This is a genomic window from Aquimarina ulvae (assembly GCF_053613295.3).
This window is the reverse complement of record NZ_JBSIBP030000009.1, coordinates 65548-79254: the sequence shown is the minus strand read 5'-3', so window position 1 is coordinate 79254 and position 13707 is coordinate 65548. Positions and strand designations below refer to the sequence as shown.

Below are 13707 nucleotides of genomic sequence, written 5' to 3'. Positions count from 1 at the left end.
GAATAAGTAACAGATCCATGATTAACCGTAAAGATTAAATTATTAATTATAAAGTATTAAATTTCAATTGATTAATTAAAATTACCTAAAGTTATTATTTATTATTTTTTAGCAGTCTATTTACTTAAGTTACAATTGTAAACTATTATTTTAGCTCTTTTGTTTACCTTTGTAATCAATACGTACATCTTAAATAGTTTACAATGGTAAACACAGCAGCTTTTGGAAAAAGAATACAAGAAATAATGAAATTCTATCATATTTCTGCATCTGCGTTTGCAGACGCTATGGGGGTTGGTCGCTCCTCTATTTCTCATATTCTATCTGGTAGAAATAAACCTAGTTTAGATTTTGTCATGAAAATTACAGAAGCATATCCTGAAGCAGAATTATATTGGTTGTTATATGGAGAAGGAACATTTCCGAAGTCTGAAAAAGAAGTGCCTGTTGCAGAAATAACACCACCAACAAAAACAACAAAACCCACTCCATCTGAAACACCTAATTCTACAGATACGGAACAAGATTTGTTTTCTCAAACGGGAACAAATACTCCTAGCCTATCTGAGGAAACTGTTCAAAAAGTAAAAAAAGACACGATCAATACTCTTTCTTCTGGTAAAAACATCAATCAAATTGTATTCTTCTATAACGACGGATCTTTTGAAGTTTATAGGAATTAAAATCTTAACAACTTTTTGATTCATAATCGTAGAATCTATAGAAATAAAATTATTTTCGTTGACCATTATTAAACTCCATGAGAAAACTTGTTTTTTTATTTTTTATTTCGGTATTATTTATGGGTTGTTATCAACAAAAGCGCGACTGTACAGATTTTCATACAGGTACTTTTGAATTTGAAACATACTTAAATGGTGAGCTTGCCAAAACTACATTTGTACGCAATGACTCTATCGAAATTGATTATTTTCAGGGAAAAAGTGATACAGCCAGTATCCGTTGGATCAATGACTGCGAATATATTGTAAAGAAACTCCATCCTAAAAACATGGCTGAGGAAAAAGCAATTCACATGAAAATTTTGACTACAGATAAAGACACTTATACTTTTGAATATGGGTTAGTGGGTGTCAAAAAAAATAAGCAAAAAGGAACTGCAAAAAAAGTAAATAATTATTAACCTATTTTACAATGATGTTTCAACAACCTAAGGGTTAAAATAGCTTGCATAAAAAAACTAATCTTATTGTTTAATAAATTATATGAGTAAACTAAAAGAATTACAAACGCGCAGTGGATCTAAATGCGAATTATGCAGTGCTGCCAAGGATTTATCAGTATATGACATCCCGAAATCCCCTAATGTAGGGTTAGATTCTAGTATTTTGGTATGCGAGACTTGCAAGGGGCAAATAGAAGACACTTCTATTACGAATACTAATCACTGGAGATGCCTTAACGATAGTATGTGGAGTCAAGTTCCAGGAGTTCAGGTAATGGCCTGGAGACTACTTACTCGATTACGATCAGAAGGTTGGCCGCAGGACTTATTAGATATGTTGTATCTGGATGATGATACGTTGGCTTGGGCTAAAGCCACAGGAGAAGGTGATGATGAAAGCAGTATTGTTAAGCATTTAGACTCAAATGGAGCTTTACTTAAAGCTGGTGACAATGTTGTGCTGATAAAAGATCTAAATGTTAAAGGCGCTAATTTTACTGCTAAAAGAGGTACATCTGTTCGTAATATCTCTTTAGTTCACGATCATTCAGAACATATTGAAGGAAAAGTAAATGGTCAACACATTGTAATACTAACCAAATTTGTAAAAAAATCTTAGTTGATTTGTTTAAATCTAATAAAGTATAAACTACTTAAAATTTAAGTAAAAAAATACTTTATATACTCCATAATTTTTGTTTTTTGTTGTTATTTAAGAATTTTACTTTTGTTAAACAAACTAAAGTATTACTTTAATATAGTATCGTAACTAATTAAAAATCAAATTTTTAAAAATGAAAAACTCTTTTTCAAAATTACGGACCTCAACAATTCTCTCTGTTTTATTGTTATTATTTTTTCTGGGAAATATTTTAAATGCCGGAGCGCAGACTTATTGTATACAATCGGGGTCAGAACAAATTGCTGGAGAAGCAAATGGATTCAGATACGAATTGTGGAATCAAAATTCACAAGGAACTGCCTGTATGACTTTAGGAAACGAGGCATTATTTAGTGGAGAATGGGATGGTATACTAAATTATTTATCAAGAAGAGGGTTAGGTTATGATCAAACTCAACGGCACGAAGAAATAGGAAATTTTTTCGCTACTTACGATTGTAACTACACCCCCTCAACTAATTCCGGGAACTCTTATTTATCTATATATGGATGGACTATTGAGCCTCTTGTAGAATATTACATCATTGAAGATTGGCGTAACTGGATTCCATCAATGGCAAATGGAGCAGTTTTAAAAAAATCTTTTGAAATAAATGGAAGTGTATATGATATATATGAGAATACGAGAGTGAATCAACCTTCGATTGTTGGCAATGCTACTTTTCAACAATATTTTAGTATTAGAAGAGATACAAGAAATAGTGGTGCCATAGATATTTCTGAGCATTTTAGACAATGGGAGTCTATCGACATGAATCTAGGTAAATTGCACGAAGTTTCTTTTGTTGTGGAAGGATATCAAAGTAGTGGTAGTTTTGAATTTATAGAGCTCGACATATTTGCAGATACTAGTTCTTTAGGTATAAATGATCTTGAAAATCAAAATTCTTACTTTGAGATTTACCCGAACCCCACAAAAGATGAAGCATTTATAAAATTTAAAAAAACCTTTAATTCGACAAAAAAACTTAAGATATATGACGCCTCTGGAAAAAAAATGCTATCGAAAAGTTATGATCACGATCACACAAAGAATACAGTTACAATCTCTGATTTAACATCAGGTATTTACTTTATTTCATTAAATATTGATAATCACAAGGTAGTAGAAAAATTAATCGTCTACTAAAAAAGTACAAATCATGATTGAGAATATTTTGATTTTCTAAAGTGATCTATACTTTTTAAAACAAACTTGTTTGCTCTCCATCCCCATCATCTTCCTCTTCATTGTTTAACGAAACCTTATTACCTGTTTCGAAACTCCCGGATGTTTTTGAATCTGGAGTGACCGATTCTTCTTCTACCACTTCTATTTCCTCGGCGGGCAAATCTTCAGGTTCATCATATGGTAATGGATCTAATAAATTTATTTGCCTTACCTTCTCTACGGTAAGTTGATTTCCTTGTGCTTTGATACCCTTTACCGAAATAAATTCTTCTAGATCAATTTCATCATTTGGCCTCTGATCTTTTCCTCTAATTTTATTATATACTATTTCTACCACTGGTCTATGATCAGTTGAAATAATTTCTAAAAATGATTTCTGATGATCAGAAATCACTGTCTCTTCACGATCAAGGTTTTCTACTAAAAACCGTTTTACGTAATATCGTTCTTTTTCTCCGTCCCAGTAAATAGTAGAGATCGGTTTCATCGGTCTCCATTTTTCCAGAACGATCATATCTGGGTCAAAATGCACTGTGATCTCTGGGATGATAGTTTTTACAATTCCTTTTTGATTAACAATCAATAATCGATCCTCTCCTTTAAATTCTCCTAATAATTCACCGCGTCCATCAACATTCAATCTTCTAACGGTATCATCAAACCAAATCTTACGTGGTTTTAGGGTAGAGACTCCAAGTTCTTTTAATTCTATCTTTTTTATATTGTATTTGGTGACAATATTCCCTTTAACTCCTCTCCCTTTGATTAATAAATCTGAAAAATCAAGATCAAACTTCAATTTCTTTATACTTCCAGCCTGACGTAAAAAAATAGTAATGACTTCAGCTTCACCATTTGGATTGGCTGTAAAATAGGTTATCTTGGAGCTTTTCTTTCCTTGTGTTAAATCGTATTCTTTATCTCTGGTAACACTTGTAACAGCAAAACGTTTCACATACGATGCTCCTCCTCGACCATCTTGATAGATCATGTTATATATAGTACGCTTATCTTTCTTTTTAAAGACGGCTACATGGATAATATCTTTCCCTACAAAAGTCTTAGCGTCAACTTTAGTTATCATCATTTTACCATCCGCCATGAAACAAATAATATCATCAATATCAGAACAATCGGTCACATATTCATTTTTTCGAAGCGACGTACCCACAAAACCTTCTTCCCTGTTTACGTATAATTTTGTGTTTCTGATAACAACTTTGGTCGCCTCGATATCATCAAAAATTCTAATTTCAGTTTTACGTTCTCTTCCCTTGCCGTACGTATCTTTTAATCTTTTAAAATAAGAAATTGCATACGCTACAAGATGCTCTAGGTGATTTTTCACCTTGGCAATATCGTCTTCTAAAGCTTCTATTTTCTGTTGCGCCTTATCAATATCAAACTTTGAGATTCTTTTTATTCGAATCTCCGTCAACCGTACAATATCTTCTTCAGTAACCGAACGTTTTAGGTGTTTTATATGAGGCTGTAACCCTTTATCAATTGCCTGTATAACTCCTTCCCAAGTCTCTTCTTCTTCAATTTCACGATAAACACGGTTTTCAATAAAAATTCGCTCTAATGAAGCAAAATGCCATTGTTCCTGTAGCTCATTCAACTGAATTTCTAATTCTCGCTTTAGTAATTCTACGGTATGATCCGTAGAACGTTTCAACATTTCAGTGACTCCTATAAAATTCGGCCTGCTATTTTCTTCAATCACACATCCAAGTGGTGAAATAGATGATTCACAGTTTGTGAATGCGTATAATGCATCGATGGTTTTGTCTGGAGAAATACCTCCTGGCAAATGCACCAAAATCTCCACTTCGGCAGCAGTATTATCTTCTATTTTTTTAATTTTTATCTTGCCTTTATCGTTAGCTTTCAGGATAGAATCTATTAAACTAGAGGTTGTAGTGGAGAACGGTATTTCTTTTATAACCAGCGTATTCTTATCTAATTGAGATATCTTTGCGCGTACTCTAACCTTTCCTCCTCTTTTGCCATCATTATAGTTAGTAAAATCTGCAATTCCAGCCGTTGGGAAATCAGGTAATATTGTAAAACGTTTTCCTTGTAGATGTTTTATGGAGGCTTCGATAAGCTCAATAAAATTATGCGGAAGAATCTTAGTGCTCAATCCTACTGCAATACCCTCTGCGCCTTGAGCAAGTAGCAAAGGAAATTTTACAGGGAGATTTATAGGTTCTCTTTTTCTACCATCATAGGATAGCTGCCAATCTGTTACTTTTGGATTATACACCACATCCAAAGCAAATTTAGATAAACGCGCTTCTATATACCTGGAAGCTGCAGCCCTATCTCCAGTAAGTATATTACCCCAGTTACCTTGCATGTCTATTAGTAATTCTCGTTGACCAATCTGCACCATCGCATCAGCAATACTTGCATCACCATGTGGGTGATATTGCATCGTATGCCCAACAATATTGGCTACTTTATTATACCGACCATCATCAAGATCCTTCATAGAATGAAGAATTCTTCGTTGTACAGGCTTTAAGCCATCTTCGATTGCAGGTACTGCTCGTTCCAGGATTACATAAGAAGCATAATCAAGGAACCAGTCCTTATACATGCCAGTAACTTTGGTAATCACCTCTTGAGGCTGATGATCTTCTGGCGACAGCTCATTATCGTTATGAAGTTCTTCGTTTTCGTTTTCTATATCCATACTTTTTTCTGGAACACTTATTTGTATTTCTTACAACTAATCTTCTACTACGTCTAGTTCTACTTTCAAGTTTTCTATGATAAACTCTTGTCTGCTTGGTGTGTTTTTCCCCATATAAAAAGACAACAATTCTTCTATTGTTTTTTCTTTATCTAACATTACAGGATCTAATCGTATATCGTCTCCTATAAAATGTACAAACTCATCTGGTGATATCTCACCCAGCCCTTTAAATCGAGTAATTTCAGGCTTTCCTGATAATTTCTTGATCGCATCTCTTCGCTCTTGTTCTGAATAACAATAAATAGTTTCTTTTTTATTTCGTACTCTGAATAACGGTGTTTGAAGAATATACAAATGACCTTCCTTAATTACCTCCGGAAAGAATTGAAGAAAAAATGTAATTAACAGCAAACGAATATGCATTCCATCAACATCAGCATCCGTAGCGATTACAATGTTATTATACCTAAGGTCTTCTAAAGATTCTTCAATATTTAATGCTGCTTGTAATAGGTTAAATTCCTCATTCTCATACACAATTTTCTTACTCATGTTGTAGCTATTCAATGGCTTACCACGTAGACTAAAAACGGCTTGTGTATTCACATCTCTTGATTTAGTAATTGAGCCACTTGCAGAATCTCCCTCGGTAATAAACAAGGTACTCTCTAGATTTCTGTCTTTTTTACTATCTGTAAGATGAACTCTACAATCTCTAAGTTTTTTATTGTGTAAACTTGCTTTCTTAGCACGTTCTCGAGCTAGTTTGCGTATCCCAGATAAATCCTTACGTTCTCGCTCTGCTTGTAGTATTTTTCGTTGAAGAGCCTCTGAAGTATTTGAATTTTTATGTAAAAAATTATCTAATTTTGTTTTTACAAAATCATTTATATAGGTTCTTACCGTAGGTAAATCTCCTCCCATATCTGTAGAACCTAATTTAGTTTTTGTCTGACTTTCAAAAACCGGTTCCATTACTTTTATACTAATCGCAGAAACGATGGACTTACGAATATCGCTGGCCTCATAATTTTTACCATAAAATTCTCTAACCGTTTTAACCACAGCTTCCCGAAACGCTGCCTGATGGGTTCCGCCTTGTGTTGTGTGTTGTCCATTAACAAACGAATGGTACTCCTCGCTGTACTGTGTTTTGCTGTGTGTAATGGCAATTTCTATATCATCCCCCAATAAATGAATAATCGGATATAATCGATCCTCTTTATTGATGTTATCTGAAAGCAAATCTTTTAGCCCATTTTCAGAAAAATATTTCTCTCCATTAAAAATAATGGTCAGTCCTGGGTTTAAATACACATAATTCTTAAGCATTTTTGCAACATACTCTGTACGATACTTATAATTCTTAAAAATTGTGTTATCAGGTATAAAAGAAACTTTTGTTCCTCTCCTTCTGGAGGTTTCATCTAAAATATCCTGATCGGTTAGATTTCCTTGTTCAAATTCTGCAGATGCAGATTTACCATCACGAGTAGATTCTACTCTAAAATATGCTGACAAAGCATTTACTGCTTTTGTACCAACCCCATTTAACCCCACAGATTTTTTGAATGCTCTGGAATCATATTTACCTCCTGTATTCATTTTGGAGACAACATCTACAACCTTACCGAGCGGAATTCCACGACCATAATCCCTTACGATCACCTTATCACCTTGAATCGAGATCTCAATAGTCTTTCCCGAACCCATGACATATTCATCGATAGAATTGTCTAACACCTCTTTTAGCAAAATATAGATTCCATCATCTGCAGATGATCCATCTCCAAGTTTACCAATATACATACCAGGTCGCATACGGATATGTTCTTTCCAATCCAGGGATCGTATATTATCTTCCGTATATTTAGTTTCGTCGCTCATAAAATTTTGGGTAGAATGCTTGCTAATATAAGGTTTCACTTACAAAATTGAAATAGCCAAACTACAAAGTAATTAACAATTCTAATACATTTTTTGTTGATTAATTGGCATAGAATAGTTTAGGGTGAAATACAACTATCACTAAACAATTTACATTTGTAATTCATTCTAATAATAAGAGTAGCAGTATACCATATTACTTATTCTTTATATCTTATTTTTTATATTTGATATGAGCTTTCAAATATTTTTAAATCTCTGTATCTGATACCAAATGAAAAGAAAAAAACACATCAAATTAAATCTTTTTAATTTCGAAAGAGCGCACTGAAAGAGGCAGAAGATTAAAATATCTGAGATTCTCAATTATGCTGCGGACAAACTTGAGGTCATTCTTGACGTTCCTAATAGACGGGCAAAAGAAATTTATGCTTTAGGCGATTTTCAACGCATACCATCTATCGGAATTAAATTCGCACAAGATTTAATTTTTCTTGGGTATTATTCAGTTATCGAACTAAAAGCTTGAATGGTGCAGAATTAACACATCAGTATGAAAAAAAGAAAGGATATCGTATAGATTCTTGTGCAGAAGATCAATTTAGATTGGTCGTACATGTCGCGAACACCGGTGAATACTCAGAAAATGGTGGAAATTTACGAAGGAAAGAAAAAGTTATAGAAATAAGTTTGGCTATCTAAAAGACAGACCATTAAAGAATTGGCACGGAGTTCTAAATACTATTTAGATTAGGGCAGAAAATCAAGAATAAAAAAAGTGATCTTTTTTTAAAGATCACTTTTTTTAGAATACGACAACTTGATACTTAGTTTCTACTTCAAGTCAAACCTATCAAGATTCATCACTTTTGACCAAGTCGCTACAAAATCATGAACGAACTTTTCTTTTGAGTCTTCTGATCCGTATACCTCGGCGACTGCTCTTAATTCTGTATTAGAACCAAAAATAAGGTCTGCTCTTGTTCCTCTAAACTTTGCTTTACCTGTTTTGCGATCACTACCTTCAAACACTGTGTCATCATTAGACACAGATTTCCAAGTATATGAGAAATCTAAAATATTTGTAAAAAAGTCATTTGTCAATACCCCAACATTGTCTGTAAACACACCAAGGTTTGATCCATCAAAATTAGCTCCCAATACTCGTAGACCTCCCACAAGAACTGTCATCTCCGGAACGGATAGAGTTAATAATTGAGCTCGATCTATCAGTAAAGATTCTGCAGCTGATTTCTGATCACTTCGAACGTAATTTCTAAAACCATCCGCTTGTGGCTCTAAATATCCGAAAGAAACCAGATCTGTTTTTTCTTGTGTAGCGTCTCCTCTACCTGATGTAAAAGGAACTGATATGTCAAATCCTGCATTTTTAGCTGCCAATTCCACCCCTACATTACCACCCAATACTATCAAATCTGCAATAGACACATCTCCAGAAAAATCATTTTGAATACTTTCATAAACTTCTAAAACTTTAGATAAAGACTTAGGATTATTTACCTCCCAACTTTTTTGTGGTTCTAAACGTAAACGTCCTCCATTAGCTCCACCTCGCTTATCAGAATCTCTGTAAGTAGCGGCTGATGCCCAAGCAGTAGTTACCAACTGCGATATTGTTAACCCTGACACTAAAATCATTTTTTTCAGAGAAACAATATCAGAATCTCCCAACGTTTTTCCTTTTGGAATTGGGTCTTGCCAAGTAAATTCTTCTTTAGGAACCTCAGGTCCAAGATATCTGGAGATAGGTCCCATATCCCTATGAGTCAATTTATACCACGCTCGAATAAATGCATCTTCTAATTCTTTTGGATGTTCTCTAAAACGTTTGGATATTTTAAGAAATTCAGGGTCTAATTTTAGTGCCATGTCTGCATCAGTCATCATTAAGGCTTGTCTTTTAGATGGGTCTCCTGCTGTAGGAGCTGTAGGTGCATCGGCACTTGCTACAGGAGTCCATTGGTGTGCTCCTGCCGGACTTTTCGTCAACTCCCATTCATAATCTAGCAATACCTTTAAATAATCGTGATCCCATTTATCAGGGTTTGGTGTCCAAGCACCCTCCAATCCACTGGTAATTGCGTGATCTAACACACCTGTTTTATAAGTGTTTTTCCATCCTGTGCTCATCTCTTCGATTGAAGCGCCGTGTGGTTCTATACCAACATATTGATCAGGGTTGGCTGCACCGTGTGCTTTACCAAAAGTATGTCCACCTGCGGTAAGCGCCACAATCTCCTCATCATCCATTGCCATACGCCTAAAAGTTACTCTCATATCTGCTGCAGATCCTAATGGATCAGGTGTTCCATCTGGTCCTTCAGGGTTTACATAAATAAGTCCCATATGAACAGCACCTAATGGAGCCTCTAATTGATCTCTACCTTCAGAGAAACGCGCATCATTTCCGAGCCACTCTTTTTCGGACCCCCAATATATATCTTGTTCTGGTTCCCAAACATCTTCTCTACCTCCTGCAAAACCCAACGTTTTTAGTCCCATCGACTCAATCGCACAATTTCCAGCCAAGATCATTAGATCTGCCCAGGATATTTTATTTCCATATTTCTTTTTGACTGGCCATAGCAATAAACGAGCTTTGTCTAAATTACCATTATCCGGCCAGCTATTTAAAGGTGCAAAACGTAGTGAACCAGAACCAGCTCCTCCTCTACCATCACCAGCTCGGTAAGTACCTGCACTGTGCCAGGCCATACGAATTATAAATCCTCCGTAATGCCCATAATCAGCGGGCCACCAATCTTGTGATTCGGTCATAAGATTAAGAACATCTTGTTTTAATGAAACATAATCTAAACTTTTAAATGCTTCAGCATAATCAAATTCTTCTCCTATAGGATTAGATTTCGAAGCGTGTTGTCTAAGTACATTTAACTTTAATTCGTTAGGCCACCAATCACGATTTGTGGTTCCTTGTCCCGCAACCCCTTTTGCAGCTCCTCCCATAAATGGACACTTGCTGATGTCGCTATCCTTATTAATATTGTAACTTCCTGTGTTATCCATAATATTATTGAGTTTTAAAGTATTATTTCAAATTTAATCAATTGTAATACGATTATATATAGATCAATCATATATTTAAATGAATAAACGATCAATAATATTGATACTAAAAACAAAAATTATCCGAAAGATTATTTCAATTATTTTTCATAATCTATAATGCACTGAAAAAAGTAAAAAAATTGAACTATCAACAGTTAGGGTTTATTGGTAATAAATTAAAGAAACTTGAAGAAACTTCAAACCATCCATCGTATAGATACTATGAAAGAAACCTTATTTTGCACAATAAGAAATAATATAAACCTGTCACCACAACATTGGCTATCATAAAAAAATAATATCTTTAACAAAAAACTGCTAACAAAAATAAGTTTTGAAAACCACTATTATAGTTTATGGAAAAAGAAAATCATGCAAAACTTACTCCTTTTAAAAACATAGAATATGATACTATAATAATCGGGTCAGGAGCGGGTGGACTATCTGCTGCTATATGTCTGGCACGTGCTGGTCAAAACGTATTGGTATTAGAACAGCACGATGTACCTGGAGGATGGTGTCATAGTTTTTATCTTAACGGATATCGTTTTACACCGGGAGTACACTATATCGGTTTGTTAAACAAAGGAGAATCCACTTGTGCCCTATATGAAGGACTTGGTATTGCTAATGATATTTCGTTTTTTAGGATGAACCCTAAAGCCTATGAGCATTGTTGGATTGGTGAGGAACGTATCGATATGCCTGCAGGATATGAAAATATAAAGGAAACATTAGCCGAATTATTTCCAGATGAAAAAAAAGGAATAATCAAATATTTAAAACTAGTAAGTGCTGTTAGCTATGAACTACAATTAATTCCTAAAGTAAAAGGGTTTTGGGCACATCTTACCATACCTTTTCGTACTAAGAATATGGGTAAGTATAGTGTTTTTAGTTTGAGGAAAGTTATAAAAAAACATATTAAAAGCCCGTTGCTAAAAGCAGTTTTAAATATACAAATAGGAGATCATGGACTGCCTCCTTCAAAAGCTAGTTTTCCTTTGCACGCTGCAGTTATGGGGCATTACTCTAGTGGTGGATTTTATCCGGTTGGCGGTGGTGGTGCTCTGGTGAAAGCAATGACAAATGCGCTTAAAAAACATAAAGCGGAAATAAGAACAAGTCAAAACGTAAAAAGAATTTTACTGGAAGGTGATAAAAAAAAGAAAGCTATTGGTGTAGAACTAGATACTGGTGAAAAAATTTTCGCTAAACGTATTGTCTCTAATGCTGACCCCGGCAAAACTTTTCTTGAATTAGTTGGACAAGAAAACATCAGTCACAAATTAAATAAACGCCTTGCTAAAACCAAATATTCTTGTACTTCGTTAATGCTTTTTCTAACTGTGGATATGGACATGCGCAAAGCTGGTTTAGACTCTGGTAATATATGGATGATGCAATACGAAGATCTTGATGTACTATTTGAAGAAACTCAAAAAATAGATATACTCGAAGGCGATACATTTCCAGGAATGTTTATTAGCTGTACAACTTTAAAAGATCCTATTAGTTTTGATGGTAGGTATCATACAATAGAAGCCATTACCTATATCAATCATAAATCTTTCGACAAATTTAAAAATGAAGGAAATGACCGATCAAAAGAATATCTGGATTTTAAAGATCATTTGACTAAAAAAATGATTAGAACTTTAGAAAAAGTGGTTCCCGGAATTGACGATAAAATTGTTCAAAAAGAATTAGGAACCCCTATTACCAATGAATACTACATCAATTCTACGAATGGTTGTGTATATGGAACAGAAAAAAGTTTTTGGCAAATCGGGCCTTTTTCGTACAAATCAAAAAGTGAAATCGAAAACCTATATTTATGTGGAGCCAGTGTTTTATCTCATGGAGTCGCGGGCGCTGGATACTCTGGTGTAGAAACTGCTGCAAAAATACTTAATTGCACACAAGAAGATCTCATACAACCAGACGACTCTCAAAACATTCGTATTTACGAAGCAGAAGATGATACTGATTACCCCGAATGGATGCATAAAAAAATAGAAGTAAAAAGAAATAGACTTGCCGCTGGTGTGGATGGATTTTCAGAAACAGAATAATATAAAATTAGAATATTCTTTTATCTTTATGATGATAACCAATCCAAAATAAACCAAACCAAACATGTTTACGATAGAAGAATTAAGTAAAATTCAAAAACGGAAACAGCTTATTGATATAGCACATCAAAAAAATATTGATGTACATAAGATATTATCCGATATAAGATATGATGAAGAACTTAGAGCGCTACAAGCAGAACTGGTAAGCTTTCAGAATTGGATCGCTAAAAAGAAACTACGAGTTGCCGTAATTTTTGAAGGAAGAGATGCTGCTGGTAAAGGAGGTGCTATAAAACGTTTTACAGAACATTTGAACCCTCGTTCCATGCGAATTGTTGCTTTGGCTAAACCTACTGAGATTGAAAAAGGGCAATGGTATTTCAGAAGATATATAAAAGAATTACCAAACCCTGGTGAAATTGTTTTTTTTGATCGTAGTTGGTATAACAGAGCTGTTGTAGAACCTGTAATGGGCTTTTGCTCTCATAAACAATATAAAAAATTTATGGTACAAGTCCCAGAGTTTGAGCATATGCTGTATGAAGATGGTATTATTGTAATAAAATTTTGGTTTTCTATTTCTAAAGACGAGCAGAAAAAGCGTTTTGATGCAAGATTAAAAAATCCGCTTAAAATATGGAAGTTTAGTCCAGTCGATCTGGAAGGACAAAATCTATGGGATAAATACACACATTACAAAGAACAGATGTTCTCAAAAACGCATACCACTTTTAGTCCTTGGATTATTGTGAAAACGAACAATAAAAAAACCGCAAGATTAGAGAGCATACGTTACCTACTTTCCCAATTTGATTATCTTGGTAAGACAAAAGCAAAAACCACTATTCTACCAGACCCCAATGTTATGTTACGATACTACAGATATATAGAACAAATAGATATTTAGCA

General features: G+C 34.3%; 11 protein-coding genes. 8 read left to right on the top strand and 3 right to left on the bottom strand.

Features of this window, described 5'->3' with window-relative positions:
- Nucleotides 1–203: 203 nt before the first annotated feature.
- The 4 genes from ACWGOQ_RS17930 to ACWGOQ_RS17915 all read left to right on the top strand — a co-directional run bounded on the left by ACWGOQ_RS17930 (nucleotide 204) and on the right by ACWGOQ_RS17915 (nucleotide 2997).
- On the top strand, nucleotides 204–683 hold the full coding sequence (locus ACWGOQ_RS17930; RefSeq protein WP_452057867.1) for a helix-turn-helix domain-containing protein: 480 nt from the start codon (nucleotides 204–206) through the stop codon (nucleotides 681–683).
- Between the two features lie 77 nt (nucleotides 684–760).
- Entirely contained in the window at nucleotides 761–1144 is a 384-nt protein-coding gene (locus ACWGOQ_RS17925; RefSeq protein WP_452057868.1) for a DNA topoisomerase IV, read from the top strand.
- Nucleotides 1145–1226: 82 nt separating this feature from the next.
- Nucleotides 1227–1805 carry a PhnA domain-containing protein gene (locus tag ACWGOQ_RS17920; RefSeq protein ID WP_452057869.1) on the top strand — a complete coding sequence of 193 codons (579 nt, stop codon included), beginning with the start codon at nucleotides 1227–1229 and terminating at the stop codon, nucleotides 1803–1805.
- Between the two features lie 175 nt (nucleotides 1806–1980).
- Nucleotides 1981–2997 (top strand): glycoside hydrolase family 11 protein, encoded by a 1017-nt coding sequence (locus ACWGOQ_RS17915; protein WP_452057870.1) that lies wholly within the window; start codon nucleotides 1981–1983, stop codon nucleotides 2995–2997.
- Between the two features lie 55 nt (nucleotides 2998–3052).
- On the opposite strand, the gene ACWGOQ_RS17910 is transcribed toward ACWGOQ_RS17915, so the two are convergent.
- Nucleotides 3053–5740: a DNA gyrase/topoisomerase IV subunit A gene (locus ACWGOQ_RS17910; RefSeq protein WP_452057871.1), complete on the bottom strand. Its 2688-nt coding sequence runs from the start codon at nucleotides 5738–5740 to the stop codon at nucleotides 3053–3055.
- 36 nt (nucleotides 5741–5776) lie between these two features.
- Nucleotides 5777–7630 carry a DNA topoisomerase IV subunit B gene (locus ACWGOQ_RS17905; RefSeq protein ID WP_452057872.1) on the bottom strand — a complete coding sequence of 618 codons (1854 nt, stop codon included), beginning with the start codon at nucleotides 7628–7630 and terminating at the stop codon, nucleotides 5777–5779.
- Nucleotides 7631–7973: 343 nt separating this feature from the next.
- Here ACWGOQ_RS17905 and ACWGOQ_RS17900 point away from each other — a divergent pair, with 343 nt between their 5' ends.
- The gene (locus tag ACWGOQ_RS17900) at nucleotides 7974–8159 is read left to right on the top strand and encodes a helix-hairpin-helix domain-containing protein (RefSeq protein ID WP_458202838.1); all 186 of its coding nucleotides are present in this window, start codon (nucleotides 7974–7976) and stop codon (nucleotides 8157–8159) included.
- Entirely contained in the window at nucleotides 8156–8332 is a 177-nt protein-coding gene (locus ACWGOQ_RS17895; RefSeq protein WP_452057873.1) for a helix-hairpin-helix domain-containing protein, read from the top strand. Before ACWGOQ_RS17900 ends, ACWGOQ_RS17895 begins: the two co-directional genes overlap by 4 nt.
- A gap of 132 nt (nucleotides 8333–8464) precedes the next feature.
- Here ACWGOQ_RS17895 and katG read toward each other — a convergent pair whose 3' ends face one another.
- Nucleotides 8465–10678 (bottom strand): catalase/peroxidase HPI, encoded by a 2214-nt coding sequence (gene katG, locus ACWGOQ_RS17890; protein WP_452057874.1) that lies wholly within the window; start codon nucleotides 10676–10678, stop codon nucleotides 8465–8467.
- 398 nt (nucleotides 10679–11076) lie between these two features.
- Between katG and ACWGOQ_RS17885 the strand changes: the two genes are divergently transcribed.
- Both ACWGOQ_RS17885 and ppk2 read left to right on the top strand, forming a co-directional pair.
- A complete protein-coding gene (locus ACWGOQ_RS17885; protein WP_452057875.1) occupies nucleotides 11077–12795 on the top strand; it encodes a phytoene desaturase family protein in 1719 nt (572 codons plus the stop codon).
- 64 nt (nucleotides 12796–12859) lie between these two features.
- Nucleotides 12860–13705, top strand: a complete 846-nt coding sequence (gene ppk2 / locus ACWGOQ_RS17880; protein WP_452057876.1) for a polyphosphate kinase 2 — start codon at nucleotides 12860–12862, stop codon at nucleotides 13703–13705.
- The last annotated feature ends 2 nt before the right edge of the window (nucleotides 13706–13707 follow it).

Coding starts and splice junctions, on each gene's coding strand:
- ACWGOQ_RS17905 (WP_452057872.1), bottom strand. CDS start 7,630: ATGAGCGACGAAACTAAATATACGGAAGATAATATACGATCCCTGGAT.
- ACWGOQ_RS17920 (WP_452057869.1), top strand. CDS start 1,227: ATGAGTAAACTAAAAGAATTACAAACGCGCAGTGGATCTAAATGCGAA.
- ppk2 (WP_452057876.1), top strand. CDS start 12,860: ATGTTTACGATAGAAGAATTAAGTAAAATTCAAAAACGGAAACAGCTT.
- ACWGOQ_RS17910 (WP_452057871.1), bottom strand. CDS start 5,740: ATGGATATAGAAAACGAAAACGAAGAACTTCATAACGATAATGAGCTG.
- ACWGOQ_RS17925 (WP_452057868.1), top strand. CDS start 761: ATGAGAAAACTTGTTTTTTTATTTTTTATTTCGGTATTATTTATGGGT.
- ACWGOQ_RS17885 (WP_452057875.1), top strand. CDS start 11,077: ATGGAAAAAGAAAATCATGCAAAACTTACTCCTTTTAAAAACATAGAA.
- ACWGOQ_RS17930 (WP_452057867.1), top strand. CDS start 204: ATGGTAAACACAGCAGCTTTTGGAAAAAGAATACAAGAAATAATGAAA.
- katG (WP_452057874.1), bottom strand. CDS start 10,678: ATGGATAACACAGGAAGTTACAATATTAATAAGGATAGCGACATCAGC.
- ACWGOQ_RS17915 (WP_452057870.1), top strand. CDS start 1,981: ATGAAAAACTCTTTTTCAAAATTACGGACCTCAACAATTCTCTCTGTT.